Consider the following 18562-nt stretch of genomic DNA (forward strand, 5'->3'; position numbering starts at 1 on the left):
ACGATCCTCAAGGGACTGGAAAGGTTCGAGCAGCGGCCCACCGAGTTTTCCATAGGCGACTGGCTGCTGAAACTGGCTTTCGAGACCATCGAGGCCGAGGCGCATGCCGCGCGCCGCGCGGTGCCGGAGGATGCCGCCTCGATCAACGCGAAACCCGAGACTCCGGCCGAGCATCCCACCGAGTCGGACGAGGAGATGTTTGAGTTCTACCAGCCCGACGACGTGCTGCTGCTCGAGGAGCTTATCGCCGACGACGGCGGCACGGATCCTAAGACCGAAGCGAATCGGCATGAGATTGCCATGGCGCTGCACCGGGCAATCGCCGATCTTCCGCCGGTCGAACGCCGCGTTCTCTATCGGCTCCACCTAGACGACGCCACGGTTGCGGAGACGGCGGACCTCCTGGGCCTTTCCGAGGCAGAGGTCAAAGAAATCGCAGAGAAGGCGGGCGAGACACTGCGCGCGAAGCTTGTCGAAACCGGGCTGATCTCCGAGGCGACGGAGGTCGCGCGTGTCGAACGGGAAATCGCCCACGCAACGCGCCTGCCCCAGCCGATCGACGACCGCCGCCGCCTGGCCGCCGCGCTGGCCGGTGAAGGGGCCGGCTCCCGCACCTGACTCGATACCTGACAAGGAGATAGACCGATGACGACAACCTCTGAAACATCTTCGAGCACGATGCAGACCGTGCTGTGCACCCTGTCCCGGAACTGGTGGGCCTTCGTGCTGCGCGGTGTGCTCTCGCTGGTTATCGCAGTGCTCGCCTTCATCATGCCGGCCGCGTCGCTTCTGGCCCTGACGCTGGTGTTCGGCGCCTTCTCTTTCGCCGACGGATTGTTCGGTCTGGTCGCCGCGATACGCAACATCCGCAAGGGCGAACGCTGGGGCTGGCTGATGTTCAGCGGTCTCCTGGGGATCGCCACGGGCGTGGTCGTGGTCGTCTCGCCCTTCGTCGCAACGCTGGTCCTCGCGACATTCCTCTGGGCCAGCATCGCGTTCTGGTCGGTGTTTTCCGGCGTCCTAGAAATCGCGGCGGCGATCCGCCTGCGCAAGGAAATCAAGGGAGAGGTCTGGCTCATCCTGAGCGGCCTCATCTCGGTCGCGCTGGGTGTAATCGTGACCTGGATGCTGCTGACGCGTCCGCTCGAAAGCTTCCTGGCCCTCGGCTGGCTGCTCGGCTTCTACGCCGCCCTTTTCGGAGCAATGATGATCCTGCTGGGCCTGCGGCTGCGGCGCGCGAATCAGGCAGGGCACGACAAAACTCCCGGCGTCAACCTGTCCGCTGGCAAATGACGCGCTTGGGGAAAGCCGGGCGGCCCGTCGGCGATGACGACGATCTCACCCATTGGGACGAGACGATCTTCGAGCGCTGCCTGAGGGCCGGCTTCAATCCCTTCGGCAGCGGACCGACACCGGTCTTTCTTCGACAGGCAGACCAAAAACAAAGCTGCGAGAAGCCTGATGCTTGGCTGGAGTCAGATTGCGAAGAGGACGATCGCCAATGAATTTCGGACTGCGCGACCTTGCCTATATGGTTGTCGCCGCCTCGTTGGGGATCGGCGTCTATTTCATGTTCCGCGCCATGTATTTGGTGGAAGAGCCTCTGCCGTTCGCCCAAGAGATGACACTGGTCTTTCTGGGCGCCGTCGTCACGATCGCGCTGACCGCGGCTCTCCTCAACCGTCAGACAGAACTCGAACTTCGAAAAGAAGGAAGAGTGATCATCCTTCAGCAACAATGCGACATTTACATGTCGTGCATAGAAAAGGTGGCGGAAATTGTCGAGAAATCAGAACATGATGAGAGACTGATCGACGATTTGAGGGTTCTGAACCACAAGCTTGCAGTGGTTGCCAGCGAAGAAGTTCTGACCTGCTTCGAGGCCGTTCTCGACACCTTGTTGGCCGGCCTCACGGATGGCGCGCTTGTCGAAGCTGACGGCGAGAAGGTGATGCAGTCCGTCGCCGATCTGACCTCGGCAATGCGATCTGATGTCGTCCAGAGCACGGCGCCGACTTCTAAAAACACGGCGGAAACAATTCGTCGCAATTCTAGACGAATGGAGCGACTTGACGATCTCAATTTTGAAGCGGAGGTCGCTACGATTAAGAAGGAGGAAGATCATGATGCGCGGCCATAACCGCCCACCCTTTCCGCCGAAGATTCCCGGGACCAACATGAGATCATGGGACGTTCCGACCGCGATCATTTACCGGCCGGCACGTTCCGCGATGACATCGGCGCCGCGGCCCAACTACTGGATACTGGAATTCGAGCCGTCGCGTCCACCCCAAATCGAGCCGCTGATGGGATATACCTCCAGCAACGATCCCTATCGTCCGATCCGGCTGAAATTCCCCGACCGCGAAAGCGCTGTGGCATTCGCGGAGCGGCAGGACTGGCGCTACCTCGTGCGCGAGGACACGACTCACCGACGTGCGCCGCACCACTGGCGGGGAGAGGAGCGGCATCGCCTCTACAAGGGAGCCGACGCCCCGAACGCCTTTCGCATACCGTCCCGCCTGGATCGGGGTCGCACGGACCACCGACTCCGGCGCGCGGTCGATAAGGAAGGCTCGGTGGACCTGTCGTCGCAAGAACAGGCGGAATTCGATCCAGTTATCGAAGCCAGTCTTGAATCCTGCCCGGCCTCCGATCCCCCAGCCTGGACGGGCGTGACGATCGCCGGGAAAAAATAATGAACGGAATGGCCAGCGCGAGCGAGGATCTGCCGCTTGTTTCCCTACCTTGACAGCGTCGCGCGCCGCTACCCGCCCGTCATCGTATGGGCGGTCATCGGCATGAACGTCCTCGCGTTCCTCTATCAGATCAGCCTGCCTCCGCGCGTGCTGGACCGGTTCCTGTTCGAGTTCGCGCTGGTGCCCTCGCGCTTCTTCGGACAGCTAAGCCTCGTCGCCCCGTCCGACTGGACCCCATTCCTGACCAATATCTTCCTGCACGGGGGCTGGCTGCACCTCATCCTGAACATGTGGACGCTCTGGATCTTCGGCCCCGCCGTCGAAGATCGGCTCGGACCGGGTCGATTCACGCTGTTCTATCTGTTCTGTGGTGTGGCGGCCGGACTGGCTCATGCCCTGGCGAACCCCGACTCGGTCGTTCCCGCGCTTGGCGCATCGGGGGCGATCGCGGGCGTGATCGGTTGCTACGCACGCATGTTTCCGGCGGCTCGGCTGGTGGTGATCGTGCCGATTCTGTTCATTCCGCTGTTCTTCGAAGTGCGCGCGTTCATTTTCGCAATGATCTGGTTCTTCATGCAGGTCATTCCCGGCTTTCTGTCGCTCGGCGGCGATCAGGCCACGGGCGGGATCGCCTGGTGGGCGCATATCGGCGGGTTTCTCGCCGGTTGGATTGTCACGCCACTCCTGCGAAGGCGGGCAGCCACCTATCGCCATTATTATCGCGACGAGGGCATCTATGGCTTTCTGCCGGATGGCCGACGGGAAGGGGGACAAGGTCCATGGACATAATGCAGCTTTTCTGGCTGTTCTTCATCATTTCGGCGCTGCAGCCGGTTCTCCAGCGCCGCTATCTTGAGGCGATGCGCACACGCAAGATCGCCAACATCGAGAAGAAGCGCGCCAGTCGCGTCATTCTGCTGATTCATCGGCAGGAGACCATGAACCTGCTGGGTTTCCCCCTGATGCGCTACATCGACGTCAATGACTCGGAGGAAGTGCTGCGCGCGATCCAGATGACCGACGACGAAGTGCCGCTCGACATTGTGCTGCACACACCGGGTGGCCTTGTGCTGGCGGCAACACAGATCGCCCGCGCCATTCAGGGACACAAGGGCAAGGTCACAGTGTTCGTGCCACATTACGCGATGTCCGGTGGCACGCTGATCGCACTCGCTGCCGACGAGATCGTGATGTGTGAACATTCCGTGCTGGGACCCGTAGATCCGCAACTTGGCCAGTTGCCTGCTGCCTCGCTCATCAAGGTCGTCGAGGAGAAACCCATCGCCGAGATCGACGACCAGACCCTGATCATGGCCGATGTCGGTCGCAAGGCCATTGCGCAGATCGAGGCATTCGCGAAGCGTCTGCTGTCGGACAAGATGGACGAGAACCGCGCGGCGTCCGTGGCGGCGAAGCTGGCGACGGGCACCTGGACCCACGACTATCCCATTTCTGCCGATGAGGCCCGCGACATGGGCCTGCCCGTTGGAACGGACATGCCCAAGGAAATACTGGAGCTGATGACGCTCTATCCGCAGCCGGTTCGTCGCCAGGGCGGCGGCGTGGAATACCTGCCCGAGCCGCGGCAGCGAGAGGCGCGCCGCGCCATGTCCACGCGCTGAATGCTTGCATCAGCCGGCCGCCAAGACCGGCTCGTCAACGAGAGGATACAGGATGCCCACGGTCGCTTGCCCGCAGTGCAATTCCACCAACAGAGTGCCGCAAGAGCGCCTGACCGACAATCCCAATTGCGGACGCTGCGGCGCGCCTCTCTTTCAAGGCAGGCCCGTCACGCTTACAGCGGCTAATTTTGACCGTCATGCGAATGCCGAACTGCCCTTGCTGGTCGATTTCTGGGCCGAGTGGTGCGGGCCATGCAAGATGATGGCGCCCCAATTCGAGGCGGCGGCGCAGTCGCTCGAACCAAATTTCCGCCTCGGTAAGCTCGATACGGAAGCCGAACAGAAGATCGCCGGCCGCCACGGGATCCGCGGCATTCCCACCATGATCCTGTTCAGTAGCGGGAAGGAAATTGCGAGAACGAGCGGCGCGATGTCTGCCGCCCAGATCGCGCAATGGGCGCGCTCTCACGTCTAGAAATTGCGGGTAATGGCCTTTCCTGCGCCATGCCATCAGGAGAAGAAGATGCATGGCGTGACCGGATTTATCGAAAGTGCGGCCTTGTTGGTCGGTGCCGCGTTCGTGTTCGTGACAATATGTTCACGGATCGGCGTGCCCGGCATCGTCGGTTACATTCTTGCCGGTATAGTCATCGGACCCGCCGGCCTCGGCCTGATTGCCGAAAGCGCTGCCCTGAGCAGCATTGGCGAGATTGGCGTGATACTCCTGCTGTTCGCGCTTGGCCTGGAATTCTCGTTCGAGAAGCTCGTAACGCTCAAGAAGCATGTCTTCGGTCTTGGAGCCGTGCAGGTTGCAGTCACGACGATAACGGTGTCGTTGGTAGCGAGCCTGATCTTTGATCTCGCGCCCCTCCCCGCAATCCTCATCGGCGGGGCCGTTGCCATGTCGTCCACGGCCATGTGCCTCAAGGTGCTCGCAAGCGTGAACGCTCTAGGATCGGCCCAAGGGCGCCTCGCCATTGCAGTGCTTCTGTTTCAGGACCTGGCAGCTGTCGCGTTTCTGCTTCTGCATGATGCGATGAGTGGTGCCGCCGGAGGGTATGGCGTGATAACGGTCGTCGCCGGTGCTACGGCATTGGTTGCAGCTCTGTTCATTGCCCGTTTCCCGTTGCAGTTGCTTGCCCGTTGGGTAGCGTCGCGTGGCGATCCGGAACTTGCCCAACTCCTCGCGCTCACCATTGCGCTCGGGTCTGCGATTGTCGCGGCCACCGCCGGCCTTTCTCCGGCACTCGCCGCATTCGCGGCCGGCATGATCATCGGCGAAGGCGACGCGCGCCATGCTGTCGAGAACGAGATTAGGCCCTTCCGCGATTTGTTTGTCGGGATTTTCTTTATCGGCATCGGAACGCAATTGCCACTTTGGATCATTCCTTCTGCATGGCCTGTCGTGCTGATCTGGCTTGTCGTTCTTCTCGTGGGCAAGACGCTGATTGTTCTGGTCGTCGCCCGACTATTCGGCGAGTCGCTTCAGACCTCATTGCGCACTGGGATCATCCTGGCCCACGGAGGAGAATTCAGCCTGATGCTGCTGTCGGTTTCTTCGGCATCGGGCATTGTCGCCAACGAGTTCGCCGGCCCCCTCCTTCTTGCGATTGGAGCGAGCATGCTGGCCGGGAGTGTCATGGTCAGATGGGCAGGGCTAAAGGTTCAGTAGGGTCAACATCAAGATAACTATATTTCTCAGTTTACTAAGTGCACGCCCGAGCCTGATCCCGCATGACGCTGTAGTCGGCGAGCATTTCAACGATTGCCGACCCATCCGGCAGCAGATCGAGCTCGTCGGCGGCGCGCGCCTGGATCTGGCCGGTGTACTCGACGACCGGCGGACAGGTCCCCAGCCCGCCACCGTCAGAACCGACCGTCGCGCAGCCGCTCAGCAAGCTCGTTGCGATCGCGAGGACGGCGAGCCGCCGCTTCCAGCATCCGGCGATGGACATCATTTGCCTTCTCCGTGGTCTCAAGGCGTTCGGCGAGGCGTCCCGCTCGCTGGCCGAACCGCCGAAGCGACAGCAGGAACAGGAGCACGGCGAGGACGATGGCGCCGTAGCGCAGCGCCGCCCGCCCCCAAGGGCTGGCTGCGATCCCGGTGAGGAGTGCGCCGATCACCGCCGCCCCCGGTGCCAGTCGTCGAGGCGGGAGTAGATCGTAACCGCGATGCCAACGAGCGCCACGGCGATGAACACCCAGCGGAGCGTATCGAGATACGGCACCAGCGGCAGTATTGCGGACTGGGTCTCCGCCAGGACGCTCTGCGCCACTTCGACACCCGCGGCGCCCAGTGTCGCAACTCCGGCCGCGCCACTGCCCTTCATGGTGCGGCTGTCGGCCAGCACTTCGCGTACGGGCGGAGTCTCGGCTGCAAATGCAGTCGCCCGGACCGGGAACCGCTTGCCCCACTGGCGTGCGGGGCCGAGGTCGACATGGATGAAGCCCGATCGCGGGTAGAAGCCGAACCCAAGGAACCCGACCTCGCGCGCCGCGGCCTCGAAAGCCACCGGGTCGTGGTTCGCCATGGCGATGTCGAAGGCGGCGCCGTCGAGGTGCTTGGAGCGAAGCGCGCCGCCCACGGCGCGATTGTGCTCGGGGCTACGATAGGCCGAGCGGACAATCAGCGGCTTGCCCAGCCGGTCGCGCAGCGCCTGCAGCTTGTCGAGCGCCGGTTCGTTGATCAGCAGCTTGCCGGTGCCCCGGCAGGCGATTTCTGTGGGCGAGAAGTTGGGCCAGCGCCAGGTGCCCGCGGGCACATCGCGCCAATGGCGGTGGAAGGTCGTCGTCATGGGGGTCCTCCGAAAACGAAAAACCCGCCTCGAGGGCGGGTGCGGTTAGGCTGATGGACGGGATGGTGAGCGGCTACGGGCCGCCGCCGAAGATCTTGAGCTTGATCGCGATACCCGCGAGCAGCGCCAGCATGACGCCGGTGGTGATCATCCGGACGGCGGTCTGCATGGCGGTGCGGCGCACCAGCCGGATGCAGTCCACCAGGGAGCGCAGATCGCGGATGTCGAGCGCGGCCTCGTCCCCGTCGAGGCCCACATCGGCGAGCGCGCGCTTCGCGCCTTCCTCCGCTGCCCGGGTCAGGATTGCCTCGAACTCGGCGTCGGGGATGCGCACGAAGCCCTCGGATCGGGGTGGTGTCATCGGAGCCTCCTTCCGCCGTTCAGCCGATCTTGCAGCCCCAGAAGGACGTGTGGTCGGCCGCGAAGTAGCCGTCCGCGACCCGGAAATACCCCTGCAGCTCGACGGTATCGCCCGCGGTCAGCGGCACCATGGTCTGCAGCCAGATCGCGGTGGCGAGCGAGACGTGGGTAGCGGAGATTTCGCCGAGAGAGCCACGGATTTCCGTGGTTCCGTTCAGCACCAGCCGCCCCCGCATGCGCGCGGTCGTGCTGGCGTTGACCTTGTAGAGCAGCGTCGCGCCGAAGAGGTAAGTGCCGGCGACGGGCGCGACGAAGCGGTTGTTGCCGGCGTCGAAGGCGCCCTGATCGTTATAATCGGTGTTGTTGATGCCGATCTTCGTCCAGCTGTCGAGGCCGACATAGTTGTCGTAGTTGGTGTAGCCCTTGAAGCGCGGCAGCCGGGGCTGGTCGACGATGCCGGTGGCGTTATCGACGATCAGCCCGTCGAAGAAGCTGCTGCCATCGGCCGAGACGGCCAGCCGGAACCTGTCCGAACCGAACAGGCCCATCAGCGCCTTGGTGACATAGTTGGTCTGGAAGACATAACCGAGATCTCGGCCTGCTGCCTCTTTGTTCATAGTGTAGAACAGATCGCCGGTGCCACCTTCTGCGATGCTCTTGGCGGTCCAGAGCGCGGCATTGAGCTTGGCCGAGAATGGATTGGCGGCGTCGGCGTTGGTTCCGATGCCGAGCAGCGCCATGTTCTGCAGCTCGGCGGGCGTCGTGCCGATCCAGACGAAGCCGTCGTAGACCAACAGCAGCCCCTCGTCCTCGACCCATGACCGCCAACCCGCGCGTGGCGCAAGCCGCAGCCAGGCCCCGTCGGTCCAGAGCGCGACGTTCAGATCCCAACCCGCCCAAGCTCCGGTGGCGCCCGAAGCGACGATGTAGCGGTCGCCATCGGAGGGACTGCCAGGCGGTGCGGTCAGGTCGCGGTCGTGGACGGAAAGCTGCACGAGCCCGTCGAGGATCCGCAGCGCCTCGTTGTGGGTGACATGCTTCTGGGCCTGCGCGGCCATGATGAAGGGCAGCGCCAGATGCACTGTTGTGTCGGACATGGGTGTCTCCGATGATCAGAACCAGAGGGTAGTAGTGAGCGCAGCACCAGCGCCAAACGTCTGCCCGATCTGGGCAATGCGGACGTCAAGGGAGAAACCCAGTCCGAGCGGTGCGCCCCAGTCGGCGCTCTGGTCGGCTGCGCTGTAGACCACGCTGGTGGTGGCAGTGGTCAAGGACCGCTTGACGGTTGCGCCGTCGAGAATCTCGACCTGCCAGGATTCGCTGGCCTCGCTCATCGGGATTTCAACGGCATTCCAACTGTCTGCGGCGAGCGAGCGATCCCGACGCACCCAGCGAATGGTGAGATCACCAGGCACGCGCGCCTTGCGCCATGGTTGTTCGACATGGACCGGCGCGAAGGGCCGGAGCCCAACACCCTCGGGCGTGAAGGTCTGTGCCACATAGGTCTCGTCGCTGACAGGTTTTGAGGCCGGGCCGATGCGCCAGTTCATCGCCATGCCGAGATCGGCCTCGGTGACCGGCAGGTCGGCGAGCATGCTGTCGAGCACCACCACGCGCGCACCCGCCGGCACCGGATCGGCCATCGCGCCTTCGGTGCCGCGCTGACCGCGCAACAGCCGCGTCAGCCGGTAGCGGCCCGGCGCGATCAGTTCGGCCGATCCTGCTTGCAAGACCTCCCAGATACCTGGTGCGCTTTCCACTGCAAGCGCATTGGCGCCGCCGAGGAGCGCAATATCGGTGACGCTTTCGAGCGTGCCGGAGACGAGATCGACGATCATGACGTTGCCATGGTCGAAGCGCGAGACCGGCCCGGACCACAGATCATTCGTCAGTGCGCCGATGCGGGCACGGGTGCTGACGGCAGTGACCAGCTCGTAGCCGTCATTGCCGGGGCTGCGGAACACCGCCAGCTGCCCCGGCCATGGCTGTGCCTGCGCGGCGATCAGCGGATGGTGCGGGATATGCGCTTCCGTCAGTTGCGGCAGGTCGAGGATCACCACCTCGGGTGCACCGAAGACGACAGTTTTTGAGAGTGCCGACGGCCGTGCCGCACCAGGCGGCAGGTCGTAATCCTGCCGATCCTGGCGGATCGCCTCAATGGAACGGGATTCGGCATCCGCGACCGAGACGAGGCGGAAATCGATCTCGCGGCCATCATGGTCGAGCCGGATCACGTCGGCCGGATCGAGCGCCAACCGCGATGGCGGCAGCCGGAAGACGGCGCTCTCACGCCCGGTCCAGGCTTCCATCAGCGCACGGCGGCAACGGCGTTCGGCCTCCTCTAGCGGCACCGCAAACGGAAAGGTCTCGGAGGAGATGCGAGATGCTTCAACGGTGATGCGGCGGGCTTCGACGATCGCCGCATCGTAATCCTCGTTGGCGCGCGCCACCTGCCATTTGAGCGCCTGGGGCAGTTCGGTCTCCTGGCTGCGGGTCAGCTCCAGAACCTCGTTCTGATCGGCCGCCACCATGGCCTCAGTCGGAATGCTGGCGACGGCCGCCCGGCCGCGCATGACAAAGCGAATCCTGCCTTCACTTTCGACGGCATCGAAGCCGAAGTGACGGGCAAGGTTCGCGATCGACGCCCGCGGGCTTTCCAGTGCGCCGATGACATAGCCCTCGACGGCGCCCCAGAGCCCTGAGACATCGATCTGCTCATCTCGCATACCGGCGCGCCGACACAGATGCCGCACAAGGGCGGCGAGCGAGACCGCACCGAGACGGCCGGTCAGCCAGTGGCCGAGCCGCCAGTTCTCTCCGTCGGTCCAGACATCGGTCAGCTCGGGAAAGAACGGATAGGGTCGCGCATCCCAGGTCCAGGCAGCGCATTCGGGCACATGCACCATGCGGCTGCCTGAGATGGACGAGATTGGATTGTTGGCCGGATCGCTCCACCACAGATACGTTGCTTCCAGATAGGCGCGCTGGATGGCATCGTCGCGCCAGCCGCGCGAGAAGTGTGGCACCTCGCTTTCCGCCGACTTCGGATCGACGAAAACGTTGGGCTGGTTGGTACCGCGGTCGATGGCCGGGCAACCGAGCTCGGTGAAGCGGATCGGCTTGGATTGCGGCACCCACGCCGTCGGTGTCGGACTCTCCACGCCGCCAGGACGGTCGTAATGCCTGTTCGACCACCATGAGCGCAGGTCCTTGCTGCGGAACACCCACGGTTTGGCGGCGGCACCATCGGTGATCGCCGTGCGAATCTGGTTCGCCCGATCGACCTCCGAGGCGTAGTACCAGTCGAAACCTTCGCCGCCTCTGATGTTGGATTGCAGATAGGCGCGATCATGAATTGCAGGCCAGCCGGCCTGCGCATCGAAATGATCGACCCCGTCGCGCCAATCGGAGAGCGGCATGTAATTGTCGATGCCGATGAAGTCGATGTTGCTATCGGCCCACAGCGGATCGAGGTGGAAGAAGACGTCGCCCGGGCCATCCGCTGGCTGATGCCCGAAATACTCGCTCCAGTCGGCGGCATAGCTGATCCTCACACCAGGCCCGAGGATCGAGCGCACAGCCGCTGCCAGGTCGCGCAACGCCTGCACGGCGGGATAGCTGCCGGCGCCATCACGAATAGTGGTCAGCTCGCGCATCTCCGAGCCGATGATGAAGGCATCGACGCCGCCGGCCAGTTTGGCAAGCTGCGCGTAATGCAGCACCATACGGCGCAGACCCCAATCGCCGGTGGGGCCGGTCCAGAGCACGGTGTCTCCGAACGCCACAAACTGTGCCGCGGTCGCTGCGCCGAAGAAGGCTGCCACCTGCGATGTGGCGGTAGCGGTTTTATCGACGCTTCCCGCGTAATCGGCTGCCGGCGAACAGGTAATGCGGCCACGCCATGGAAACGCCGGCTGACCAGCCTCGCTGGCGTTGTCGGAATACGGATTCGGCAGTGAGTTGCCCGGCGGCACGTCCATCAGGATGAAGGGATAAAAGGTGACGCGCAGTCCACGCGCTTTCATCTCGCGGATTGCCTGCACCACGGCAAAGTCGGCAGGTGTGCCGCCATAGACCGGGCGGTTCTCGGCGTCGCGACTGACGAGATGGGCATTGGCGCGCGATACGCCGTTGACAGTCCAGGTCTTCGGGAAGGTCAGCTTCGACGCCAATTCCACGCCAGGCCTGATCTGGCAATGGCCGGCGCGCAGATCGTTGCCGAACCAGGCGACGACGAGACTGACGCTTTCAATTGCAGGCATCGTCGCCTGCAGATGATCGAGCGCCACCACCATGTCGGCGGTGTCGGACAGCGCGTTGAGATTGGCCGGGATCTGTGTCCAGGCGCTGCCATGGCGGATGCCTTGCGTCGCATAAGTGAATTCGCCCGAAGCCGGAATCATGGTGACGGCGCGAACCAGCCCTTCGGCGGTGTCGGCATCGGCGAGCGGCCGAAACACCTCGAAGGACAGCTGCGGCAGGCGGTTGCCGTAATTGGCGAGCGGCAATTCCTCGAACACAACGTAAGCCGTGCCACGATAGGACGGCGTATCGGCCGCGCCCATCCTGGCGGCAATGAAGGGGTCTGCGGTCTGGTTCTCGTCGCCGGGATACCAGCGCCAGGCAATGCCGGCGGTATCGAGCAGCTTGCCATCGGCCCAGATACGGCCGATCCCGGTGATCGGACCTTCGCAGAGCGCGACCGCAAAGCTCGCGTAATAGAGATATTCGGTGGTCTGCACCTTGGCGCCACCGCCGCCCATCGAAAACCCCTTGCCGCCGCCTTGCGTGGTGGTTCTGCTCTCCTCACGAAAATCCGTGGCCCAGATGATGTTGCCGCCGATGCGCATGCGGCCATAGAGCCGGGGAATGACGGCGCCTTCGGTCGACGAGGTCAGGCGCAGGCTGTCGAGACGCGCACCTTCGATCCGCTGGGCAGGGGTGAGCGACGACACGATCCAGCTGTCGACCATCGAGCCTGCGGCGGCGCCGACAAAGCCGCCGATGGTGGCGGCACTGATGCCGAGGATGGTGCCGCCGATGCTACCGCCAATGGCGGCACCGGCGACGCCGAGAACGAGAGCGGCCATGGATCAGGGCTTTGTCTTGCGCCGGGCCTTCTTGCACAGGACAAGGGCCGGCCGTGGAAACAGAAAGGCGAAGGCGATGCGCCGTCGCCAGGGCAAGGTGAGAGGTTGCTCGATCACGCCGAGCCGCTCATAGGCATGAAGGAAGCTGTCGGCGCTGGTCAGAATGCCAACATGTTTGGCAATGGCGCGCGGCGCCATGCGGAACAGCAGCAGCGCGCCGGCACCAGCATGTTCTGGTGCAATCTCGATCATGGCGCCGCGGGCGCCCTCGGCCAGCACCTCGCGCGGGCCGGTTTCGCCCCAGTCGCGGCTATAGGGCGGGATGATGAAGGGCTCGTCACCCACCACCTCACGCCAGACGCCGCGAGCGAGGCCGAGGCAGTCGCAACCGACACCCTTGAGGCTTGCCTGGTCGTGATACGGTGTGCCGAGCCAGGCGCGCGCGACGGCAATGACCTTTTTGGGGGCAGCCGACTTCACAGCACCGCTCCATTGTGGCCGCCATCGCGCGTTGCATAGCGCAGCACCGCATCCTGGCCGGGGATGTGGGGGAAGCCGCGGAAATTGGCGACATTGGCGAACTTCGCATGGCAGGTCGCGATGCGCTTGTCGCAGCCGGCGCGGATGATGAAGGCATCGCCCTCGCCAATCGGCCGCACCGGCGCCTCGAGCAGCGTCAGGATGGCGATGCCGTCAACGAGATCATGCGACAGCACTTCGGCCTGCCGCCCTGCATTGACACCGCTGGTCCATGTCACCGTGCCGAAGGCAAACCAGCCCGCGGCAAAGCCACCGAGCCCCGATGCCGTGAAGGCACGGTCGCGCAGCATGTCGATCACAGAACCTGTTCCCTTGAAGGAGGGCGCATCGAGATTGACGCGGCAACGGGCATCGCCGAGCGTAGCGTCGCAGGTCGCCTGGAACATGCGGCCGACGGTCTGACCCAGCACATGCGCCTGGCTGCGCATCTCGGCAACAAAAGCGAGCCGGCCGCGCCGGATCTGACCGATGACGCCGCGGCGCATCAGCACACGCTGCGAGGTGTCGGCCCAGTTGACCCGCCAGAGCTCGACCTCGGCATTGTCCCAGCGGCCGTCGAGAATGTCGGTCTCGGTGATGCGATCGGAGGTCAGCACGCCTTGCGCGTCCTGCGCATCAACCGACAGGTCCGAGCCTGAACGGACCTCCGATGCCGTCAGCCCGCTTTCCGGCTCGAATTCGGTACCAATGAGATAAAGCGTGCGATCATGATCGGTGAAGCCGAACACGCCACCATCGGCACGGGTGATCCTCCAGCACCAACTGAGCGTCGTCGTGCCCGCGTCGAGATGGGCCTGCAGTTGAGGGGAAAGAGATTTCATGGTCGATCACCGGCAATCATGACCGCTCCGCCCACTTGGCGAGCGCGTCCTTGACCGTGTGGCCACCCATATAGAGGCCCATGAACCAGGCGGTCAGCGTCATCATGGTGGAAAGGTCGACACCGCCCGCGATGCTGGAGCCAAGGATGGCGTCGGCCAACGGCACCAGCACCAGACGGAACAGGAACAGAAAGCCGAGGAACCACATCCACGCCGGTCGCCACCCCCAGGTCCACCAGGGTCGCCCCTTGCTCATCTCGGCCAGCATCAGCCTGTTGGTTTCACGCTGCTGTTCGACCCATGCCGCAACGAGCTGCGGCGCATCCATTTCCGTGGAGGCCACGGCCGCTTCCAGATCCTTGATCGGGACTGAGCGGAGATCGTCTGGTGGCACACCGGCACGCCCGGCAATGGCATCGATGACCATGCCGCCGATATCACCGATTGGGCCGCCGACATGTTTTTCGAGCAGGCTCTTGACGATCGGCGCGCCGACCTTTGCCGCAACATCGATCAGCATCGACGCGAGAATGGCGCTCATGACATGATCCTCTCTGCCTCGGCGGCATAGGCGGCGGCGCGCTGGCGATGGATGATGGCGCGAACGATCAGCACCGCCGCCACCAACGCACCGGCGCTCAGCAGTCCGCCCAGCACCCAGCCGGCGATCTGGTCGACATGATCCGGGTTGAAGAGCGCGTCGCTGCCGCCGGCTGTGGTCGCGGTGCCGGCCGCGCTGGCGCCTGCGGTTTGTTTTTTGGAGGTAGCACTGGCAGCGTTTGCTTCCTTCGTCAGCTGCGCGCGGGCTCTGGCAGGATCGGTGGATTGCGCCAGCGCCCAGGCGACGCCCTTGGCTTCGATACCGGCGACACGACGCGACCAGCCGTTGCCAAACGTATTCCAGATGGCGAGCGAGCGCATGAAGCCGAGACGTTTGGCGCAGACGCGTTTGACCGTGTAGTGGTCGGGACCACCGATCGCGGCCATCAGCCATTGCCTGGCACGCCCAGGACCGGAGTTCACGCCGGCATCGAAGGTGGCGAGATCGACACCGGCGGCGAGCCGATCACCGCCGACCTTGTCCCAGTAGTCGGTGCGGTAGATCTTCGCGACAGTCTCGTTCGAGATGTTGCGCAGGTCGGTTTTCGTCGCACCCGGTTTGAAGCGGCGATAGGTGGCAAGCGTGATGCCCTTCATGGTGGCGCCGCCGGGATCGGAGGGATGATCCGACCAGCCGCCCTCATAGCCCAGCGTGACCGCCAGGCAGTTCGAGAAGTTTGCGTCCATGGAGTTACCTCAGCAGGTAAGCGATCAGGATGAGGAGGGCGACGATGACGCCGACGCGCATGCGATGGGCGAACGCCTCGCGCGGATCGGGGCTGTCGCAACGAAGCTGGCGGGCAAGGCGCAGAAGCTCACGCATCGTGATCGCCTCCCTTGTTGCGAAGGCGCGCCAGCGTCACCTCGATGAAGGCAGGTCCGAAGACGCCGACGAGATAGGCGGCGGACCCTGCCGCACCTCCGGCCGGAATCGCTTCCGACGGCAGGCCGAGCCACCGCGTGACCAGCGCCATTGACAGGCTGCCCATGCCAGCGGCGATGATGCCGCCGAGCAGGATGTGGCGCAGCGCATCGCGCAGATGCATCTTGGTGGTCAGCGCATTGGTGGCGCCACCAAGCGCACCCCAGACGGCGAGGATCGCCGCCGTCGACGCCGCAAGGTCGCGCAACACCGCAGTGATGAAGCCGGGCTCATCATTCATCGTCGGATCTCCACGAGGGGAATGGAGGTGATCGAGCCGAGCCGCTCGAGATCGAGCGTCACGTCGAGCGTGTCGGTGTCGAAGCGAACCGGCACGTCGAATTCGAAGCCGGCGGTGATAGCGACGCCGGAAGCAGGTGCGGATACGAAGGTGACGAGACCGGTGGCCGCATCGACCGACCAGCCGAAGGACGTTGGCGTGCCGTTCAGCGCGATCGCTACGCTGCCGGCAACAGGCTTGGTAATGATGCGTACCCATGCCTGCGCGCCGGAGGCGTAGCGCTTCGTCAGCTGGAATGTTTTGGTGCTGCCATTACCGGTGCCGATCGCCTGATCAGTGGCAGCAGGGATCTGCGACGGCAGGCAGGACTTGTAATCCGCCCAATCCTTGAAGCGGAAGCCATGCAGCCGGCCATTGCGCGCCTCAAAGAAGGCGACGACGGCTGCAAGGTCATCGGCGCGACGGATACCGTAGGCGACATCATAACGGCGGCGAGAGTTGGCCCAGCTGGCGTTGCGCTCCTCGTCGCCGGAAGCCAGCTCGACGACTTGCGTTCGCCGCTGCGGCCCGCCGCGCGCACCACGCGAAATGTCGTCCGGAAACCGGACCTCGTGGAACGCCATGTTAGGGTCTCAGAGCCCACGCCGGCCGAGTGACACGGCGCGGGCGATATCGGCAGCGACCTGTGTGCGCGATTGCCGAAAACTTTCCGCATCGCGCGCCATGATGGTGACGTTGACGCTTGGAGCGGATGCGCTGCGTGCCGAGGCTGATGCCTCGCGCTTCGACAGCACCCGTTCACCTCGTTGCAAGATGGCCGGCACTTCGTCTGGCCGCAGGCCTGCCCAGCCGCCGGCATGCAGGCGCGGCGCACCAGCAAAAGCCATGGCCGGCACCATGCGGCTTGGAGCGGGCGCACCGACGAGGCCGCCGGAATGATAGATCGGAGATCCAAACAGCTTTGCCGCTGCCGCGACGGGGCCGGGCGCGCCAAAGAGGCTGCTGCCGAGATTGCCCAGCGCACCCGAGAGAGCGTTGGCGATCGGACCGAGAATGAAGCGGCGTGCCGCGAGTTTCGCCAGATCGGCAATCAGCGAGGTGACGAGGTCGCCGAACTTCAGCTTTCCGGTCTTGACGAATTCGCCGACGGCATCCTCCGCACTCTTGAACGCACCGACCAGCGTCTTGCCGACATCGGCGCCGATCTCGCGGGCCTTTTCAGCGTAATCGGCCAGGCTCTTGACCACTGCCGCCCAGCCGGTGACAGCTTCTTCCGCGCTTTTCTTGTGCGCCTTGCCGGCTTTCTTCGCAGCATTCGCCGACGCATCGAGTGCAATGGTGACACGGCCTGCCGCATTGGCGGCATCATCAAGTGCAGCCGCACTGTCCGCCTTGCGTACCGCATCGCCCAGCGCCTGCGCAGCGGGGCCGACACCATCGAAGGCATGCGCGCGCGTGTCCGTCGCACGCTCACGATAGCGCTCCGCCGTCACGCCGGCATTGCTGGCGGCATGATCGAGCATCGAGGCGTAAGATTGCACCCCGAACCAGTCGATCCGGGTGTCGGCGCCGAGCGTCTCGGCCACCTTGTTGAAGGTCGGGCCGATGGTGCCGAGAAAGTCGGCCCACTTGTTGGACAGGAACGCCATCAGCTTGAGCCAGAGCTGCTCGACGCTGGCCGCGATCGCGCGGAAGTCGTCGACGAAGGAAGAGGCAACGGCCTTGATGCCGTCCCAGACGGCCCTTGCCAGATTGCCCATCAGCTCGAGCGCGGCGCCAAAACCGCCGGCGCCTTTCACCAACTGCCCGAACCAGTAGATGAGCTCGCCGGCGCCGACGATCAGCGCGCCGATGCCGGTGCGGATGATGGCGCCGCGCAGCAACGCCAGCGCACCCGACAGGCTGAAGGTGGCAATCCTCGCTGCAACGAAGGCCGCGACCCAGCGCCCGGCGATGAAGCCGGCAAAAGCGATGCCGATGGCGGCAAGGTGCTCCAGATTGTCGGCGAGCATGATGATCGCAGCCGCAACAGTGGCGGACGTTCCCGCCATCTTGTCCCAGCGTCCCACCAGCTGCAGCGCCGCATTCCCCAGAAGCGTAAAGGCATCACCAATGGTGGCCGGCATCGCGTCGGCTTCCTGGCGCAGGCGCTCGAGATTGCCGAGCAGCGCACGCCGGATCACATCGCCGGTGATGTCGCCTTCCGCGCCGAGAGTGCGCAGCTGATTGACGTTGACCTTGAGCTCCGCCGCCAACAGTTCGGCGATCCGGCCGCCGCTGGCGATCACGGTGTTGAGGTTCTCACCGGACAGCTTGCCGAGCGCCATCGCCTTCGACAGCGCGTTCTGCACGGAAGCCGCGCGGTCCGCCTTGGCGCCCGACACCACCATGGCGTTGTTGAGCGCCTCGGTGAAATCCAGGCTCTCCCTGGTAGAGAGACCAAGCTCCCGCAGCGCCGTGGCGTTGGCGAGCCAGGATTCCGTGGTCTGCGTAATGCTCGAATAGGTCCGCCGCGCCATGGATGCCAGCCGTCCCATGACCGCGGCACCGCGTTCCTGCGAGCCGGTGGCGAGATCGACCCGCGAGCGCAGGTCGGTCCAGGTATTGGCGTAGATGACGAGCTGCTGAACGCTGACCGCAGCGCCAAGCACGCCCATCACCCGGCGAACCACCTTGCCGGTGACGTCGGCCTGCTTCTCGATCCGCTTGAAGCTGGCTTCGCCAACCTCGCCAACGCCCTCGAATTCGGAGCGGACCAGCCGGCCGCCCTCGGCAACGAGCCGGACGGAGACGCGTTTTTCGGCCATGGGTCAATCTTCCTGTCAGACGGAGACACGCCTTGCGTGACGGTGCCGATCCGCGGAAACTTGAG

Annotated in this window: 21 protein-coding genes; 8 read left to right on the forward strand and 13 right to left on the reverse strand. The window is 64.3% G+C overall.

What is annotated here, in order from left to right; all coding sequences use genetic code 11:
• The 8 genes from H512_RS0114770 to H512_RS0114805 form a co-directional block, all read left to right on the forward strand.
• Positions 1-618, forward strand: a 618-nt coding sequence (locus tag H512_RS0114770) for an RNA polymerase sigma factor (RefSeq protein ID WP_026784109.1), incomplete at its 5' end; no start/stop codon positions are given.
• Positions 619-645: 27 nt separating this feature from the next.
• On the forward strand, positions 646-1293 hold the full coding sequence (locus H512_RS0114775) for an HdeD family acid-resistance protein (protein ID WP_026784110.1): 648 nt from the start codon (positions 646-648) through the stop codon (positions 1291-1293).
• A gap of 208 nt (positions 1294-1501) precedes the next feature.
• Entirely contained in the window at positions 1502-2140 is a 639-nt protein-coding gene (locus tag H512_RS24230; RefSeq protein WP_036791994.1) for a hypothetical protein, read from the forward strand.
• A complete protein-coding gene (locus tag H512_RS0114785) occupies positions 2124-2699 on the forward strand; it encodes an NADH dehydrogenase ubiquinone Fe-S protein 4 (protein ID WP_026784111.1) in 576 nt (191 codons plus the stop codon). The genes H512_RS24230 and H512_RS0114785 overlap by 17 nt, the downstream gene beginning before the upstream one ends.
• Positions 2700-2735: 36 nt before the next feature.
• On the forward strand, positions 2736-3488 hold the full coding sequence (locus H512_RS0114790; RefSeq protein WP_026784112.1) for a rhomboid family intramembrane serine protease: 753 nt from the start codon (positions 2736-2738) through the stop codon (positions 3486-3488).
• Positions 3479-4321, forward strand: a complete 843-nt coding sequence (locus tag H512_RS0114795; RefSeq protein WP_026784113.1) for an SDH family Clp fold serine proteinase — start codon at positions 3479-3481, stop codon at positions 4319-4321. Before H512_RS0114790 ends, H512_RS0114795 begins: the two co-directional genes overlap by 10 nt.
• Before the next feature lie 52 nt (positions 4322-4373).
• Positions 4374-4796: a thioredoxin TrxC gene (trxC, locus tag H512_RS0114800; protein WP_026784114.1), complete on the forward strand. Its 423-nt coding sequence runs from the start codon at positions 4374-4376 to the stop codon at positions 4794-4796.
• 48 nt (positions 4797-4844) lie between these two features.
• Positions 4845-5993, forward strand: coding sequence for a cation:proton antiporter domain-containing protein (locus tag H512_RS0114805; protein ID WP_026784115.1), 1149 nt, complete (start codon positions 4845-4847; stop codon positions 5991-5993).
• Between the two features lie 34 nt (positions 5994-6027).
• Here the strand turns inward: H512_RS0114805 and H512_RS0114810 are convergent, their stop codons facing one another.
• The 13 genes from H512_RS0114810 to H512_RS0114870 form a co-directional block, all read right to left on the reverse strand.
• The gene (locus tag H512_RS0114810; protein ID WP_026784116.1) at positions 6028-6279 is read right to left on the reverse strand and encodes a hypothetical protein; all 252 of its coding nucleotides are present in this window, start codon (positions 6277-6279) and stop codon (positions 6028-6030) included.
• Between the two features lie 162 nt (positions 6280-6441).
• Positions 6442-7116, reverse strand: a complete 675-nt coding sequence (locus tag H512_RS0114815; RefSeq protein WP_026784117.1) for a YcbK family protein — start codon at positions 7114-7116, stop codon at positions 6442-6444.
• Between the two features lie 73 nt (positions 7117-7189).
• Positions 7190-7477 carry a DUF6127 family protein gene (locus tag H512_RS0114820; RefSeq protein ID WP_026784118.1) on the reverse strand — a complete coding sequence of 96 codons (288 nt, stop codon included), beginning with the start codon at positions 7475-7477 and terminating at the stop codon, positions 7190-7192.
• A gap of 19 nt (positions 7478-7496) precedes the next feature.
• Positions 7497-8573 (reverse strand): DUF2793 domain-containing protein, encoded by a 1077-nt coding sequence (locus tag H512_RS0114825; RefSeq protein WP_026784119.1) that lies wholly within the window; start codon positions 8571-8573, stop codon positions 7497-7499.
• A gap of 15 nt (positions 8574-8588) precedes the next feature.
• Entirely contained in the window at positions 8589-12566 is a 3978-nt protein-coding gene (locus tag H512_RS0114830) for a baseplate multidomain protein megatron (protein WP_026784120.1), read from the reverse strand.
• Positions 12567-12569: 3 nt separating this feature from the next.
• Positions 12570-13046 carry an NlpC/P60 family protein gene (locus tag H512_RS24235; RefSeq protein WP_053239918.1) on the reverse strand — a complete coding sequence of 159 codons (477 nt, stop codon included), beginning with the start codon at positions 13044-13046 and terminating at the stop codon, positions 12570-12572.
• On the reverse strand, positions 13043-13927 hold the full coding sequence (locus H512_RS0114840) for a DUF2163 domain-containing protein (protein ID WP_026784121.1): 885 nt from the start codon (positions 13925-13927) through the stop codon (positions 13043-13045). Before H512_RS0114840 ends, H512_RS24235 begins: the two co-directional genes overlap by 4 nt.
• 16 nt (positions 13928-13943) lie before the next feature.
• Complete coding sequence (locus H512_RS0114845) at positions 13944-14468, reverse strand: 3TM-type holin (RefSeq protein WP_026784122.1); 525 nt, start codon at positions 14466-14468, stop codon at positions 13944-13946.
• Positions 14465-15214 (reverse strand): glycoside hydrolase family 108 protein, encoded by a 750-nt coding sequence (locus tag H512_RS0114850; RefSeq protein ID WP_026784123.1) that lies wholly within the window; start codon positions 15212-15214, stop codon positions 14465-14467. The genes H512_RS0114845 and H512_RS0114850 overlap by 4 nt, the downstream gene beginning before the upstream one ends.
• A gap of 4 nt (positions 15215-15218) precedes the next feature.
• Positions 15219-15350 (reverse strand): hypothetical protein, encoded by a 132-nt coding sequence (locus tag H512_RS27770; protein WP_281170354.1) that lies wholly within the window; start codon positions 15348-15350, stop codon positions 15219-15221.
• Positions 15343-15690 carry a hypothetical protein gene (locus tag H512_RS0114860; RefSeq protein ID WP_026784124.1) on the reverse strand — a complete coding sequence of 116 codons (348 nt, stop codon included), beginning with the start codon at positions 15688-15690 and terminating at the stop codon, positions 15343-15345. The genes H512_RS27770 and H512_RS0114860 overlap by 8 nt, the downstream gene beginning before the upstream one ends.
• Entirely contained in the window at positions 15687-16313 is a 627-nt protein-coding gene (locus tag H512_RS0114865) for a DUF2460 domain-containing protein (protein WP_026784125.1), read from the reverse strand. The genes H512_RS0114860 and H512_RS0114865 overlap by 4 nt, the downstream gene beginning before the upstream one ends.
• 9 nt (positions 16314-16322) lie before the next feature.
• On the reverse strand, positions 16323-18497 hold the full coding sequence (locus H512_RS0114870; protein WP_026784126.1) for a tape measure protein: 2175 nt from the start codon (positions 18495-18497) through the stop codon (positions 16323-16325).
• Positions 18498-18562 lie beyond the last annotated feature (65 nt).

The sequence above is a fragment of the Pleomorphomonas koreensis DSM 23070 genome, from assembly GCF_000425185.1.
GTDB classification, from domain to species: Bacteria; Pseudomonadota; Alphaproteobacteria; order Rhizobiales; family Pleomorphomonadaceae; genus Pleomorphomonas; species Pleomorphomonas koreensis.